Origin of the sequence: Vitreimonas sp., assembly GCF_036392335.1 — a bacterium.
Classification (GTDB): Bacteria; Pseudomonadota; Alphaproteobacteria; order Caulobacterales; family Aquidulcibacteraceae; genus Vitreimonas.
On record NZ_DASVYD010000070.1, the window covers coordinates 47,876 to 62,994 of the forward strand.

The 15,119-nt window shown below is 62.7% G+C and carries 11 protein-coding genes; 2 read left to right on the forward strand and 9 right to left on the reverse strand.

All coding sequences use genetic code 11. The annotated features are described in order from the left end of the window. Window positions 1–9: 9 nt before the first annotated feature. Window positions 10–771: a class II aldolase/adducin family protein gene (locus VF769_RS16715; protein WP_331009570.1), complete on the forward strand. Its 762-nt coding sequence runs from the start codon at window positions 10–12 to the stop codon at window positions 769–771. Next, entirely contained in the window at window positions 771–1,667 is an 897-nt protein-coding gene (locus tag VF769_RS16720; protein WP_331009571.1) for a LysR family transcriptional regulator, read from the forward strand. Before VF769_RS16715 ends, VF769_RS16720 begins: the two co-directional genes overlap by 1 nt. On the opposite strand, the gene VF769_RS16725 is transcribed toward VF769_RS16720, so the two are convergent. The 9 genes from VF769_RS16725 to VF769_RS16765 all read right to left on the reverse strand — a co-directional run. Further along, entirely contained in the window at window positions 1,664–2,659 is a 996-nt protein-coding gene (locus VF769_RS16725; protein ID WP_331009572.1) for a phosphoglycerate dehydrogenase, read from the reverse strand. The two genes, VF769_RS16720 and VF769_RS16725, sit on opposite strands and share 4 nt — an antisense overlap. Before the next feature lie 19 nt (window positions 2,660–2,678). After that, entirely contained in the window at window positions 2,679–3,290 is a 612-nt protein-coding gene (gene leuD, locus VF769_RS16730; protein WP_331009573.1) for a 3-isopropylmalate dehydratase small subunit, read from the reverse strand. Then, on the reverse strand, window positions 3,287–4,705 hold the full coding sequence (leuC, locus tag VF769_RS16735; RefSeq protein ID WP_331009574.1) for a 3-isopropylmalate dehydratase large subunit: 1,419 nt from the start codon (window positions 4,703–4,705) through the stop codon (window positions 3,287–3,289). Before leuC ends, leuD begins: the two co-directional genes overlap by 4 nt. Before the next feature lie 886 nt (window positions 4,706–5,591). Beyond that, window positions 5,592–7,250 (reverse strand): carboxylesterase/lipase family protein, encoded by a 1,659-nt coding sequence (locus tag VF769_RS16740; RefSeq protein WP_331009575.1) that lies wholly within the window; start codon window positions 7,248–7,250, stop codon window positions 5,592–5,594. Beyond that, entirely contained in the window at window positions 7,247–8,566 is a 1,320-nt protein-coding gene (locus VF769_RS16745; protein WP_331009576.1) for an MFS transporter, read from the reverse strand. The genes VF769_RS16740 and VF769_RS16745 overlap by 4 nt, the downstream gene beginning before the upstream one ends. 51 nt (window positions 8,567–8,617) lie before the next feature. Next, window positions 8,618–9,463, reverse strand: a complete 846-nt coding sequence (locus VF769_RS16750; RefSeq protein WP_331009577.1) for a 3-hydroxyacyl-CoA dehydrogenase family protein — start codon at window positions 9,461–9,463, stop codon at window positions 8,618–8,620. Continuing rightward, entirely contained in the window at window positions 9,460–11,463 is a 2,004-nt protein-coding gene (locus tag VF769_RS16755) for an acetoacetate--CoA ligase (RefSeq protein ID WP_331009578.1), read from the reverse strand. The genes VF769_RS16750 and VF769_RS16755 overlap by 4 nt, the downstream gene beginning before the upstream one ends. Window positions 11,464–11,587: 124 nt before the next feature. After that, a complete protein-coding gene (locus VF769_RS16760) occupies window positions 11,588–14,236 on the reverse strand; it encodes a TonB-dependent receptor plug domain-containing protein (RefSeq protein WP_331009579.1) in 2,649 nt (882 codons plus the stop codon). A 127-nt stretch (window positions 14,237–14,363) separates the two neighbouring features. Then, window positions 14,364–15,119 (reverse strand): helix-turn-helix domain-containing protein (locus VF769_RS16765; protein WP_331009580.1); only part of this gene is annotated, 756 nt, incomplete at its 5' end.

A 15,119-nucleotide genomic window follows, 5' to 3' on the forward strand; every position in this document is an offset into this window, starting at 1 on the left:
GAACTACACATGGCCGACGCCGCCACGCTTCACGCACCCACTGACGCCGCCGCCGCCGAGCGCGCCTTGCGCGTTGATCTCGCCGCCGCCTATCGACTGACCGCGCTGTTCGGTTGGGATGATCTGGTGTTCACCCACATCTCTGCGCGCGTGCCAGGGCCAGAGCATCATTTTCGGATCAACCCGTACGGCATGATGTTCGATGAGATCACTGCGTCCTCGCTGGTGAAGGTCGATCTCGATGGTAATAAGGTCGAGCCATCCGACTTTCCGGTGAACCCGGCTGGCTTCACCATCCATTCCGCCGTTCACGCCGCGCGTGAAGATGCCCAATGCGTCATGCATTTGCACACGATCGCGGGCACGGGCGTTTCCTGCCAGGATGAAGGCCTGCTGCCGCTCAATCAAACGGCGATGCTGCTCAACGGCCAAATCGCCTATCACGATTTTGAAGGCGTCGCGCTCAATCACGACGAACGCCCGCGCTTGGTCGCCGATCTTGGCGACAAGAATGCGATGGTCTTGCGCAATCATGGCACGTTGACGGCTGGACGCAGTGTCGCCGAGGCCTTCACGTTCATGTATTTTCTTGAACGCGCCTGCGCGATGCAGATCGCGGCGCAAGCCGGCGGCAAGCTGCGCATTCCACATGACCACGTCCAGGAGGTCGTTGAGCAACAATCGCGCGGACTCGGCCAAGCGGCTGATATTTTGGTCTGGCCCGCGCTGCTACGCCGCCTCGACCGCCTCTCGCCAGGCTATGCCGACTAATGGAACTGGACTGGCTCGAAGATTTTCTGACGCTGGTCGAGACGCGGAACTTTTCGCGCGCCGCCGAACTACGCCACATCACTCAACCCGCCTTTAGCCGACGCATCCGCGCGCTTGAGCATTGGCTCGGCGCCCAATTGTTCGATCGCGACGCACCAAGGCTGGCGCTCACACATGCAGGTGAAGCGGTGCGGCCGACCATCGCGGAGATCGTCCGCCGCGCTTACAGCGCGCGCGAGCAGGCGCGTGAGGTTGGCGGCGCGAGCGAAACGACTTTGCGCTTCCTCTCGACCAATTCGCTCTCCACCACGTTCTTCCCAGATTGGGTGCGGCGCATCGAGCGGAGCTTCGTTCTCGAGACCCCGATCAGCCTCGTCGCCGACAACATGGCGGCATGTGAGCGCTTGATGTTGCGCGGCGATGCGCACTTTTTGTTGTGCCATCACCACCCTGCCGCCGCACATGCGCTGGACGAACCGCACTTTCGCTCCATTGCCGTGGGTGGGGATACATTGATCGCCGTCAGTGCGCCACGAAGCGCTGACGATCCAACGCCGCGCCATGGCCTGGCCGATGGCGGCGCGCTGCTCGCCTTCAGCGAAGGCTCCGGCATGGGCCGCATTTTGTCTGCAGCGCACGGGCCGATCAGCGCAACGGCTGCGTTCGCCTCGCCGCTGGCCAGTGTGCTCTACGCAATGGCGCGGGACGGCCGCGGCCTGGCCTGGTTACCACGCAGTCTCATCGAAGATTCACTGCGCCATGGCGAACTCGTACGGGCGGCAGGGCCGGAGATGGATGTCGCCGTCGAGATCCGCGCCGTGCGGCCGCTCGCGCCACAGCACGCTATCGCCGAACGCTTCTGGCGCGCGGCGATGAAAGCCGCGGACATCGCTTAACGGCCGTCGACGACGACGCACGCGTCCGCCGGCTTCTTGCCATCCAGCACCGCGACCACGCACTGAGCCGCAGTCATATTGGTGCGATCCAGCCCTTCGCGCGTTGAGGCGCCCGCATGCGGCGCCGCCACGACATTTGGCAGCGCGAGCAGCGCATCCGTGACTGACTTCATCGAAGGATCGCTTTCGCTCTCGAACACGTCGAGCCCCGCGCCGCCGAGATGCCCCGCTTGTAACGCCGTCAAGAGATCGGCATCGTTCACCAGGCCCCCGCGCGCCGTGTTGATGACAATCGCGCCCGGCTTCATCTTGGCGATCGTGGCGGCGTCAATCATGTGCCGCGTCGCTGGCGTCAGCGGGGCGTGCACGCTGATATAATCGCTCTCGCGCCAGATCGTTTCCAGATCGACATACCGCACGCCGGTCTGCGCCGCATAATCGGCATCTGGGTTTGGCGTAGCCACAAGAATGCTCGCCTCGAAGCCACGCAGGCGCTGCACCAGAGACCGGCCAATGCGACCGAGACCGACAATGCCGACCTTCTTCCGATAGAGGTCAGTCCCCAGAAGAATCTTCCATGGGCCGGCCTGCATCTGCGCCTGTGCTTCGCGGAAGCGGCGGCCGACCGCGATCATCATGCCGATCGCCTGATCCGCCACCGTCGCGTCGTTGCCGCCGGCCGCGATGGTCACCACGCGTCCGAGTTCCTGCGCCGCTTGCGTGTCGACGCGTTCGTAACCCACGCCGCGGCGCGAGACGATTTTGAGCTGCGGCAGCGCTTCCAGCACCTCGCGTGTGATCCGCGCGTGCCCGACGATCCAGCCGGCGGCGGCGCCGACAATCTCCTTAATAGCGGCGACATCGAGCGTGGCTTCGGTTTGCCCCGCCGGCAGTTTGCCGATTTCCGCGTCACAGCCATGCGCACGCAGATAGTCCAGTGATGCCTCATCGAAAAAGTTCTGCGTGATGACGACGCGCCTGTTGGCGGGCATGAGCAACTCCATCGCCCGCTCAGGGCTTGATCCAGGGGTATCGAGCAAAGTGCTCCGCTTCGAACGCGGCGATGGCGTCGCGGTGTTCGAGTGTGAGGCCTACGGCGTCCAAGCCGCTCGTCAACGCGCGCTTGCGGCCGGGCTCGATCTCAAAACGGCTCTTGAGATCGCCAGCAACAATGGTTTGCTCCGGCAGATCAATACGCATCGCACACGGCCCCTCCGTCGCACGCGCCAGGAGCGCGTCTACGTCGTTCGGCGCGGCGCAGATCGCGAGCAGGCCGTTGCGCGTGCAATTGTCGAAGAAGATGCCGGCGAAGCTCGTGCCAATGAGGGCGGAGACACCGGCTTGCATCAAGCCCCATACGGCGTGCTCGCGGCTGGAGCCGCATCCGAAATTGGGGCCAACGATAAGGAAGCGCGGCGCACGCCAGCGTGAGTCGTTGAAAATGAAATCGGCGATCGGCGCGCCGGACGCATCATAGCGCAAGCCATGAAACACGCCGCGATCAAGCCCGGCGCGATCGATGCCCTTCAGAAATTGCTTCGGCATGATCACGTCAGTATCGACGTTGGCGACCGGCATCGCTGCCGCGAGCCCCTCACGCACAATGAACGGCTCAAAGCTCATGCGCGCGCACCGAGTTTACGTACGTCGGTGAGACGCCCCATCACCGCGGCGGCGGCTACCATGGCGGGGCTCATCAGATGCGTTCGGCCGCCCGCGCCTTGGCGCCCTTCGAAATTGCGGTTGGTGCTCGAGGCGCAGCGCTCGCCCGGCGCCAAGACGTCGTCGTTCATGGCCAGACACATCGAGCAACCGGATTGGCGCCATTCAAAGCCGGCGGCGATGAAGACTCGATCCAAGCCCTCCGCTTCAGCTTGACGACGCACCGCGCTGGAGCCGGGCGCGATCATGGCGCGCACACCGGCTGCAACGCGTCGTCCGCGCAGCACGGCGGCGGCCTGGCGCAAATCTTCGATGCGTGCATTGGTGCACGAGCCAATGAAAGCGCGCTGGATAGGGATATCGGCGAGTGCTGCGCCTGGCCTCAGGTCCATGTAGTCGAGCGCCCGGGCGATGTCGGCGCGTCCGTTGGGCTGCGGCACGTACGCGGAGATGGGCGCGGCTTGATCCGGGCTTGTACCCCAAGTGACCATCGGCGCGATCTCGGAAGCGTCGAGCGCGATCTCCTGGTCAAAGCGTGCGCCCTCATCGCTGCGCAGCGTGCGCCAATACGCGACCGCCTGATCCCAGAGCGCGCCGCGCGGCGCGCGTGGCTTGCCTTCGATGGCGGCGAACACTTTGTCGTCCGGCGCGATCAATGCGCCGCGCGCACCGCACTCGACGGCCATATTGCAGATCGTCATTCGCGCCTCGACGCTGAGCGCCGCGATCGCCTGGCCTGCGAACTCGATTGCATAACCTGTGGCGCCCGACGCGCCGATCTCGCGGATCAGCGTCATCACGAGGTCTTTCGACACCACGCCAAAGCCCAATCGGCCGTCAATGCGCACGCGCATGTTCTTCAGACGGCGATAGACGAGCGTTTGCGTCGCCAAATAATGCTCGATGTCGGACGTGCCGATGCCGAAGCCGAGCGCGCCGAACGCGCCATAGGTGGTCGTGTGGCTATCGCCCGCGGCGATCACCATGCCCGGCTGGACCAAGCCCATCTCAGGCATGACGACATGCTCGATCCCTTGCATAGGATGGAGTACGTCGAACTTCTCGATGCCGAAATCGGCGCTATTGCGCGCGAAATAATCGGTCTGCGTCTGCCCCGCCTCGTCGGGCATGAGCGCACCGCGATCGGCTGCGGTCGAGTTCACATGATCGACGACGCCCAGGGTTGCGCGAGGACGCCAGACCGGGCGGTTGGCCGCGCGAAGCCGCGTGAAGGCCTGGGGACTGGTGTATTCGTTGAGAACGCTTCTATCGACGTAAAGGAGGACTTCTTCACCCAAGCCATCCAGATCACGGACGACGTGCGCGTCGACGATCTTGTCGTATAGCGTCCGCCCGGTTCCTCTGCCAGCGTCCATGAGGGTCGCTTAGCAAAGTCGATCCCCTGGACGAAATGCCCAGGCGGCATTAGCACATGCGCGTGCTGCATGACGCGTCCGCTGCGAGGATGCTGCGCCAATCGCAGCCGTTCGAGCAGTCCTCACGACCTGAGCAGCCGGCCGTTTTCGACGCCTCACCAGCCATCCCATTCATCCCAGTTTCAGACTCCCACGTTGAACCGCCCCTAAGCGGACCTTGGTCCGGTCCAAGGGCAGCTTCGACAGAAGCGCGAAGCCCGCTTGCTGTCGCTCCTTGCGGATGACGGAGACCAAATGCCCGCACTGGATGACCGTCGGGCATGGTGTACGTGCCAGAGCGCACTTCCGCGCCCTTCGCACTAGCCCCGCTCTCTCTTCATCTGTGCTGTGGTCGCGGCCGGCAAAGCGACAGTCAGCCATAGCGCCACTGGTACGCCGAAGCGCCCCCACATTCTCCCCTCCGCTTGGACGACTATCCTTCAGAGCCTCACGGCTCAACGATCTGGATCTAGCGCAGGAAGGCGAGTACCGCGCTTTTCACGAATTCCGCGATGCCCATCCGACGATCCGGTGGCGCGACTTCGGCGCATATAATCGCAAGTCGAAAGTCCTGCTTGCGACGCGGTCGCCGATACCAGCGAGCGACCCGATCGAAATCACCCACGACGCCGAACTCAGATGAAATTGGCAGGCCGTCGTATCGCACACGCGTACCGAGAGGCAGACACTTGCCTTCGCGCCTCAACTCGAAAATGGAGCACCTGATGGCGCCTCGTGAGGCGTTCAATCCCAAGAAGCGGAAATCCACCGTTCGTCACCCGACAACAGACTCCTCACGTCCGCAATGTGCGAGTCGCGCCTCTCAGTTGACATCTCGGCGCGCGCGTCACTCCGACACACACCCCGCCGCTGACGCCGGAAGCACGGGCGCTGTGGAGCCGGAGCGCCAGTTCCAGGATTGTGCGCCGCTTTGGCGACGGCGGCACATCACCTCCTCGTGCAATTCGTACATGCCCGGCATGAATTGCGTCTCCAGGTGTGCGCCCTGATTGAAGCGCATGAAGGCGCGCTCTTGCGCATACGGCGTCCAAGCAGGCCCGTTCGCCGCAACAGGCCCGCCGTTGCGCGCGAAGCTCGTCCAATAATCGATCATCGCATCCGAGACGCCGCGCTGATCGGCGGTATCAGGGATTTGCGGCCAGTGAGCTGGCGTTGCGTCGAATGTACCGAAGACAAATGGCACTTCGCTCGCGTGAAAGGCGGTTAGGTCCGCTTCGGCGGCCGCAGGATAATCCTGGTCGAAATAATAGAGGAAGGAAGGCTGGCCGATGGCGCTTTGGTTGCGCGCCAATCGCTCGGACGCCCAACCGAACACAACGTCGCGCGAAGCCGCAAGCCGCGTCTGTTCAAGGTCCGTCGGCGGGTAGAGTCGCAGATACTCGTCGGCAAGATCGCCGTAGCGCGCTCTGATCTCCGCAATATAGGCGTCTGCGTTCGCGGCGAGCGGCGGCAGCAGGAAGCGCAATCCACGGATTTCACCGCTGGTGAGGCCCGCCATCAACGGCACAGGCGCCTGTTCGCCGCGCTCGAACGTATCGACGAGCTGGCGTGGAAGAATTCTCCCATCGATGGTGCCGAGAGGCGCATAGCCAGCCGCGGCGGCTCGATCGACCAGGTCGCGCGCATCCATCGCACGCAGATGCGCCAGATCGGGCGCCGCGACTTGTGTCGCCACCCACGCGCCGATGGCTTCGGCTGAATATTCCTCGAACCGCGCGCTCTTGAGTTCCGGCATTGTGAAGAGATAGCCGCTCTGCACGATTGCGCGATCGAACAGGCCTCGCGCGGCAGGCGACGCGAGCAACATTTCGACGCTCAAAGCCCCGGCCGATTCCCCGAAGATCGTGACATTGCTCGCATCGCCGCCGAACGCCGCGATATTGTCACGTACCCATTGCAGTGCCGCGATCTGATCCAGCAGGCCATAATTGCCCGAAACGCCGTGTGTGGATTCAGCGCTCAATTCTGGATGCGCGAGATAGCCAAGCACCCCCAAGCGATAATTGATCGAGACGAGCACCACACCGCGCTCGGCGAACTCGCGGCCGGAATACATGGGCGAATGCCCGCTGCCCCAGATGAGCGTACCGCCGTGGATCCATACCATCACCGGCGCGTCGCGCGCGTTGGCAGGCGCGGTGACATCGAGCGTCAAACAGTCCTCGTCCATCGCCACAGAGCCGCGATTGTACGGACCCGACGCCATGGCGGGCTGCATGCAGGCCACCCCTTGCTCTGCGGCTTCACGCACGCCGGACCAGCGCGGCAAGCGCTGCGGCGCGCGCCATCGCAGATCGCCGATCGGCGCACGCGCATACGGAATGGCGCGAAATACATTTGCGTCGCCCTCTCGTACGCCGCGCACCGCGCCAGCGGGCGCATCGACGACGGGCCCGGCGGTTTGCATGGCGGCCTGCGGCGTCGCGCATGAGAGTAGGAATGCGCACAGCGAGACGCAGGCCAGCACGAGTGAGGGCTTTTTCATCGTGCGAATGCTCCAGAAGCCGTTGATGCTTTGATAAGGCGCGCCAAGGCGAGATAGAGGAGTGCTGCGATCAGATACATGGGTGAGAGCGCGTAGAGCGCTGCCTGCAAAGCGTGCGCGCCGAAGTTCGGCGAAAAGAAATCGCTGGCCGCGCCGACGAATGTCGGCCCAAGGCCGAGGCCTATGAAATTCATCACCAGCAGCAACAATGCGCCGGCCATGACTCGTTGGTTGGCGCTCACCTCGCCCTGCACCAGGGTCACCGTGGCCGTCAGGAAGAACGAGTTCAAGAACATCGGGACCATCAAGAAGGCCAACGCCAGCTCCCATTGCGGCGCCCATACGAAGCCGAGGAAAAACGGAAGCGCCAGTACGAGCGAAAGCGCTGGAATGATCGCGTAGGCGGTCTTGGCGCGCGGCCCGAATTTGTCGATCAAGCGTCCCGAAACAAAGATGCCCCCGCCCATGCCCAGCCCGACGACGAGTGCGTACCAGATCGCGACTTCGCTCAGCTCCATGCCCTTCTCGCGCATGAGAAAGAGCGTCGCAAAATTGCTGAGACCATAGGTGATGAAATTCGCCGCGCCACTCGCCAGCGCCGCAAGGAGCAATATGGGGTTCGCAAAGAAGCGTCCGATGGTCGAAAAAAAGGGTTCGCGCGGCGTTTTGGCCTCGTTGCTGCTGGGCGCTCCGTCATAGGCGCCGCGTTTCGGCTCTGCGATCACCAACCAGACAATGATCGCCGTGGCCACGCCGATGCCGCCAATCACATAGAACGGCAAACGCCAGTCGAATGCGGCCGCGAGCGAGGCCCCGAACGCCACGCCCAAGGCCGAGCCGAGCGGCGGCCCCAGATTAAAGATGGCCAGTGCCGTACCGCGCTGATCACGCGGGAAATAGTCCGAGATGATCGCATAGGACGGCGGCACGCCGCCCGCCTCGCCCACGCCCACCGCCATGCGCGCAACGACGAGCTGACCGTAATTGTTCGCCATGCCACAGGCTGCCGTCGCCGCACTCCACAAGCCGCATGCGATGGACAGCACCCGCACGCGATTGGTGCGATCAGCGAGCCAGCCTACGGGAATGGCGATGAAGCAATAGAAGAGCGCAAAGTAGAAGCCCGTGATCAGGCCGAGTTGGCCGTCGCTGATTTGCAGCGCGTCCTGAATGGGTTTGGCTAGGATGGATAAGAGCTGACGGTCGAGGAAGTTCAACACATAGACAAAGCAAAGCAGCCCGAGCACCAGCCCACGCTGTCCTGGGTTCGCTACGCCCGATTTGGCGCCGCCCGTCTCAACCGCACTCTCGCTCATTCCATCCCCCTTGCCCCGCGCGTTCTTTGGCGCGTTGGCTCGCATTCTTGTCTAGTGATGATCAAGCCAACCTGGCCGCCCCTTGCCGCCGCCATAGCCTGCGGCCACGCGCTGTTTTAGCAATGCCGGCGGGCGAAAGCGTTCGCCATAGGCTTCATGCAGAATATCTTGCACCTGCACGCACAAGCCTGAACTCACCGCATCCATCAGCGCAAACGGGCCGATCGGATGACCAAGGCCAAGTTTGCAGGCGATGTCCAAATCCTGCGGCGTCGCCACGCCCTCTTCGACCAATTTTACCGCCTCGATCAGCATGGCGTGCAGCATGCGATTGACGGCAAAACCCGCAACGTCCTTCACCAGAACAGGCGATTTGCCAATTCTGCGCATGACCTCAAGGGCAAGGGCGGTCGTCGCCGCGCTGGTTTCAAAGCCAGGAATGACTTCCACCAAAGCCATACGCGAGACGGGTGAGAAGTAGTGCGTACCGATGAAGGCAGGGCGACGGCTGGGTGAAAGCGCGGCGGCTAAAGTCGAAATCGGCAGGGTCGAGGTGTTCGAGGCGAGGACGCAGCTTGGCGCGCAGATCGCGTCCAGTGATTGGAGTACGCTTTGCTTCACGTCAGCGGACTCAAACACGGCCTCCGTCACAAAATCGCAATCGGCCATATCTTCAAGGCGCGTTGTCGCCGTGATCCGCGCCAGCGCGAATTCGCGTTGATCGTCCGTATAGGCGCCGCGCGCCGCGCCCTTATCGACGATCGTCCGCAAGCGTGCGCGCGCCTGCTCCAGCCGTACTTGATCAAGATCGTGCAGGATGACTGTGTCGCCGGCGAGCGCAAACGTCAGCGCGATTTCGCCGCCCATGAGGCCAGCGCCCACTACCCCTACCTTCATCGCACGCCCTCCAACCAGTCTTTGGCGCGCGCGCTGTACCAAGGGATGATTTCTGGATTGGCGATGGCGTCGAGATTGACGACCTTAGCGATCGGCCATCCTTGAAACAGCCGTTTGATCGGCAGCTCTTGCTTCTTGCCGGAGAGGGTTCGCGGGATTCCCGGCGCGTCGATGAACCGGTCCGGCACGAATCGTGGCGACAGCGCGCGCCGAATCGCAGAGCTCATCGCGGCCTCCATATCCGAGTCCAACGCGCGACCATCGGTCGGTACAACGAACATCAAAAGCTTGCTGTCGCCCTGCCCGTCTTCGATATCGATGACAAGGCTGTCCGCGACGTCGCCTAGATGTTCGACGGCGGCGTAGATGTCGGCGGTGCCCATACGCAGGCCGTGGCGATTGATGGTGGCGTCACTTCGCCCGGTGATCGTGCAGGCGCCGTCGGAATCGATCTGCAGCCAATCGCCGTGGCGCCAAATGCCGGGCCAAGCCTTGAAGTAGGATGAACGATAGCGGCTGCCGTCTTCATCGCCCCAGAAATAGAGCGGCATGCTTGGAAACGGACGCGTGACAACAAGCTCGCCCACCTGCCCCACGAGCGGCTTACCCGCATCGTCCCAGGCCTCGACCGCAGCGCCCAGATGGCGGCATTGCAGCTTGCCCGGATGCGGCGGCAATTCGCGATGTCCCGCGAAGAACGCCGCCGCCACATCGGTGCCACCGCTGATATTGCACCACCACATCTCGCCGCCTTTGATGGCGGCGAACTGCGCCGAACCCCACGATTGCACCTCCGCCGGCAATGGCGAGCCTGTTGTGCCGAGCGCACGAATGGCGCTGAGATCGCCAGAGTCGCTAAACTTGATCTCGGCTTTGCGACAAGCGCTGTAGAATGCGGCGCCTGCGCCAAACCACGTCACGCGATGGCGCGCAGCGAACGCCCAGAGCGCACCCCAATCATGGCTTCCTTTCGAACCGCTTGGCGCGCCGTCGAACAGGCAAATGGTGGTGCCAAAGAGCAGGCCGCCGACCTGCTGGTTCCACATCACCCAGCCGGTGGCGCTATACCAATGAAAGCGCTCCCCGAACGTGTGGGGTTCGTAGCTCGCGCCCAGATCGAAGTGCAGCCGCCCCACATAAGTAGTGACGATAACGCCGCCGTGGCCGTGAACGATCGCCTTTGGCAAGCCGGTCGTGCCGCTGGAATACAAGATCCATAACGGATGATCGAAGGGCAGCCATTCAGGCTCGAACGCGGCGACCACCGCATCGTCGCGCGCAAGCGCAGCCTCAAGACTGCGAGCGCCGGGAATATCGGTTTGCGCAAGTCCGCTCTCGACCACGAAGAGCGTCTCGACGCTGGGAAGCGCCTGGCGCAACTCCGCGATCGCGGCGCTCCGATCGAGCGCTTTGCCCGCATAATGTACGCCATCGACGGCGATGAGCACCTTCGGCGCGATTTGGCGGAAACGATCGAGTACGGCGGGCGCGCCCATGTCCGGCGAACAAATGGTCCAGATCGCACCAAGACTGGCGCAGGCCAGCAGCGCGATCACGGCCTCTGGAATATTGGGCAAATACGCAGCGACTCGATCGCCGCGCACCACACCGCTCTCGCGCATCGCCAAAGCGAGCGACACGGCTCGCCGGCGCAGCTCAGGCCACGCAATTTCCCTGACCTGCCCGCACTCATCTTCAGCGACAATTGCCGGCAGGCCCATAGCGTCCGCCGCCTCGATATGGCGGAAGACTTCGCGCGCGTAATTGACCTCCGCACCCTCGAACCATTTGGCGCCGGGCATGCGTTCATCGCCAAGCACGGCTTCAAACGGCGTGCGCGATTGTATCTGGTGGAAATCCCAGATGCTGCGCCAGAACGCGGGCAGGTCCGTCGTCGACCATGTCCACATCTCTGCGTAGTTGCCGAAGCGCAAACCGTTCTCGCGCTCGAGCCAGTCGCGATAGAGCTGCATCTGGGAGATTGGGGGATCACTCGACATTCGAAGGGCGTGGACCTGCGCGCTGTGTGCGCTGTGGGGAGGAGTTATTCTTTGAAGGACCGCGCGATGAGAGCGGTGGAAGCGGCCTCGGCGAGAGGCGCTTCCACCACCAGCATCGCTGCGATTAGAAGGTCCGGCGCAAATTGAGCGCGACGTAGCGCCCGATTGGATTGTAGGGACCGCCGATACCGTCCGTGCCAGGGAAGAAGGGTGGTGCTTCATCGAAGGCGTCGTTGACCTGAAGCGCAAGCATCGTGCCTTGGGTCCAGCCGCTGTCCGGCAGCGTCCACCCGAGACGCAAATCCACCGTGACGTAAGGATCAGCCGAGTACGAACTTACACCCGTCGGCGTCGTGAAATTGTTGGTGATCCCGTCGCGATAATTGACGAAACCGGCCAACGAGATCTGATCGATGTTGGCCGCGAGTGTCGCGCGCGCTGTCCAGCGCGGCACGCCAAGATCGAGCGAATTGGCGACCGGCGCGCCCGGTGAGAATTGCGTCTCGAAATTGAGGATGTAATTGCCAGCCAAATCGGCGAATACCGAACCGAAGCTCGTGGTCCAGCGATAATTGATATCGAAGTCCAAGCCGTCCGTGTTGCGCACGCCGAAATTGTTGTTGCGCAAGTCGAGCAGGTTGATGTCCGAACCGTATGGACCCGCCGGCAAATTCACCGGCGTGGCGATCGCCAGCAGATCAGTGAATTCCGGCGTAGTCGGATCGCCACGATGGATGATCGAAGCGAAGGTGGGGTCCTCGAACACATAGGGCACCGCCGGCGTGCCGATCACGCCTGTGTATTCGATATCATAGTACGTGAGGCTGGCGCGCAGATCGGGCAGCGACGTCGGATTGAAATCGACGCCGAACGAGTATGTCGTCGCCTCTTCCGGCTCAAGATTGTCGTTGCCGCCCAAAAGATAGATGGTTTCCACTTGCGCTGCGCCCCGTGTCGGATCGTTGGCGTACGTGGCGGAATTTATGGCGCTCAGATAATACGCGCCGACTGTGGCGCCGATCTGGCGCAAACCCGGCGCCCGGAACGACGTGCCGTACGAGCCTCGTAGATTGAGCCCCTCGATCGGCGCCCAACTCAAACCAACCTTCGGGTTCGTGGTCTCACCGAAATCGCTGTACTCATCATAACGACCCGACAGCGAGAGCACGAGGCTGTGTGCGAACGGCGTGGCATTGCCTTCGCCGATAATCGGAATGAAGAGCTCGCCATAGACGGATTGCACATCGCGATCCATGTCTTCGGGGATATCGTTGCTTGGCGTGCCGATATAGCCTCGCTGCTCGAACGTCTCGTTGCGAACCTCGACGCCCGCCGCAAATCTCAATTGCCCGCCCGGCAGATCGGCAAGCGGCCCATCGAGTTTCGCGGCAAGCACGTTCACACCCTGCTCTTCGCTGGCGTACGTCGGATAGTCGAGGATCGCCGCGATCACGTCGGGCGCGGTGCCCGTGCCGAACGGATCCAAGGCGGTCGCCGTCGTCGTACCCGCGGCAGCGGCGTCAAGCGCTGCCTTACTGATGCCCGGCACGAAGGAATCATTGCGCGCCCAATCCACCGTCGCGGATAGAGTTAGATTAAGATCGCGCGGCAGTTCGAAATCGACGCCGAATGAAGAATTGCCGACATCTTTATCGTTGCTGTTGGTGAAGTGATCGGCGCCGATGAGATTGTCAGGGCGGAAGGAAACGAATTCGTAGAACGAGCCAGGCGGACCTTGGAAAAATGGGTTGCCGCCGAACGCCGGCGCCAACATGGCGACAGTCTGGGCGGGCGGCGCGACCTGATATTCGTCGTGGCGTTGCGAATACAGAATCTCGCCCCACAGCGTGGCGGAATCGCTCAGTTCCTGGTGTGCGGAAACAAAGAGCGCATGGATGCTCGAACTCGGCAGCAGATCATTCAGCGCGCCGCTGTCGCAACGATTGGCGCCGGGCGTGAACGTCGGCGCCTGATAGGGCGCGGTGTAGGTCGGGTTGGGGTAAACGGTCGGCGAGACGCAAGCCACAGAACGCGAGTCGATGCCGCCATACGGTGTGAAATCGGTGACGCGATAATCTCGGTCGCCCGCGAGCAGATTGCTGTTCTCGGTGTATTGATAAGCGGCGTAGATCGAACCGGTCGACCATGTCTGGCCTGCGATCGCGCCGATGTGCCCGGCATAGTAGTCGTCGGCGGCGCCGAAGCTCGTCGACACCTCGAAACCATCGACCTCGCGGCGGGTGATGAAGTTCACAACGCCCGCAACGGCGTCTGAACCATAGATCGCCGAGGCGCCATCGGCGACCACCTCAATGCGCTCCATCGCCAAATTCGGCACAAGCGGAAAGTCTGGGTTCGTCACCTGCACAGCCGCACTCACCAGACGGTGACCATTCATCAGCGGCAACGTCGCGTTCGCCGGCAGGCCGCGCATTGCTGGCGCGAACGACCCAAGCCCCGGGCCCGTGCCCGCGCTGGTTTGCGGTGCGGTGTTGAACGAATTGAGCTGGGGAATGCTGGAGCTCAGGTCCGGCGTATTCGCGCCGCCGTGCGTCTCGATGTCTTCGCGCGTCAGGCTGATCAGATTGGAGCCTGTCGGCGGCACACCGCGAATGCTTGTGCCCGTCACGACGATCTCTTCGTCGGCCTCCACCGCTTCTTCAGCGGTTTGCGCATGGGCGAGCGTCGTAAAGCCGACACCGCAAAACAGTGTCGTAGCGCCCAGGCTGAGCATGCTGCTGCGCAGCAACCTTGCGGTGCGATTGAACGTCATGTCGTCCCCCTATCGTCGTTCTCGCCGGGCTATCGAGAGCCCACGGTCGTTAGGGGAAAACTGACATCGGCGCCTCCAAACGCCATGACAGGACTGACGCTGGCATTTGGCGCCAATGACCTACGGGCTAAGAAACCCGCCGCTCGTTCAATAGGGCGGTGGCCGCCGCGATCTTTGACGCATCGCCCGCATACCGAGTGCGGTATGCCGAGGGCGACACACCCGCCCAGGCAATGAAATGGCGCGAGAAACTGCCGGGCTCACTGAAGCCCAACAGCGAGCCAATCGCGGTGATGGGCATGTCGCTCCCCAGGAGATATGCGCCCGCCAATTCGCCGCGTAGGCGCGTGCGAATATCTTGAAAGCTCTCGCCCTCTTGCGCCAAATCCTGACGCAAGCGCCGTGGCCGCGTGCGCAACCGCGCCGCGACGACTTCGAGCGGCGCCGACCACATGCCCGCCTTCTGCAACTCGATCAGCACTTGCTGCGTCTTGATTTGCCAGTTGAGCCCACCGCTGGGCGAGGCAAACCAATCCGGCGCGCCGGCATAGTAATCGTCGTATTCCTGAATGGACGAGTGCACCAAGCGCACCGTGAGGTCGCTCCAATCATAGCAAAGCGCGTCGTAAGGCGCATTGAATGTCACCGGACAATTGAACAGCGCAAATCGATCGAACCCGTTTTCTTGCACAGGCCGCGGCCCCTGAATCGAAAGACCGCGCAGCGCGATTGGGCGGCCGATCAGCCACGAAAACAGGTGATAAATCCAAACGAAGCGAATCCAGACGAGGATGTCGCGATCGACGCCTTCGACCGTATGATACTTGCAGATATGATGCAGCCCCGCGCCGTGCTCTTCGGCGATGACTGGTCCGACATCGGT

Coding starts and splice junctions, on each gene's coding strand:
- VF769_RS16715 (WP_331009570.1), top strand. CDS start 10: ATGGCCGACGCCGCCACGCTTCACGCACCCACTGACGCCGCCGCCGCC.
- VF769_RS16720 (WP_331009571.1), top strand. CDS start 771: ATGGAACTGGACTGGCTCGAAGATTTTCTGACGCTGGTCGAGACGCGG.
- VF769_RS16725 (WP_331009572.1), bottom strand. CDS start 2,659: ATGCCCGCCAACAGGCGCGTCGTCATCACGCAGAACTTTTTCGATGAG.
- leuD (WP_331009573.1), bottom strand. CDS start 3,290: ATGAGCTTTGAGCCGTTCATTGTGCGTGAGGGGCTCGCGGCAGCGATG.
- leuC (WP_331009574.1), bottom strand. CDS start 4,705: ATGGACGCTGGCAGAGGAACCGGGCGGACGCTATACGACAAGATCGTC.
- VF769_RS16740 (WP_331009575.1), bottom strand. CDS start 7,250: ATGAAAAAGCCCTCACTCGTGCTGGCCTGCGTCTCGCTGTGCGCATTC.
- VF769_RS16745 (WP_331009576.1), bottom strand. CDS start 8,566: ATGAGCGAGAGTGCGGTTGAGACGGGCGGCGCCAAATCGGGCGTAGCG.
- VF769_RS16750 (WP_331009577.1), bottom strand. CDS start 9,463: ATGAAGGTAGGGGTAGTGGGCGCTGGCCTCATGGGCGGCGAAATCGCG.
- VF769_RS16755 (WP_331009578.1), bottom strand. CDS start 11,463: ATGTCGAGTGATCCCCCAATCTCCCAGATGCAGCTCTATCGCGACTGG.
- VF769_RS16760 (WP_331009579.1), bottom strand. CDS start 14,236: ATGACGTTCAATCGCACCGCAAGGTTGCTGCGCAGCAGCATGCTCAGC.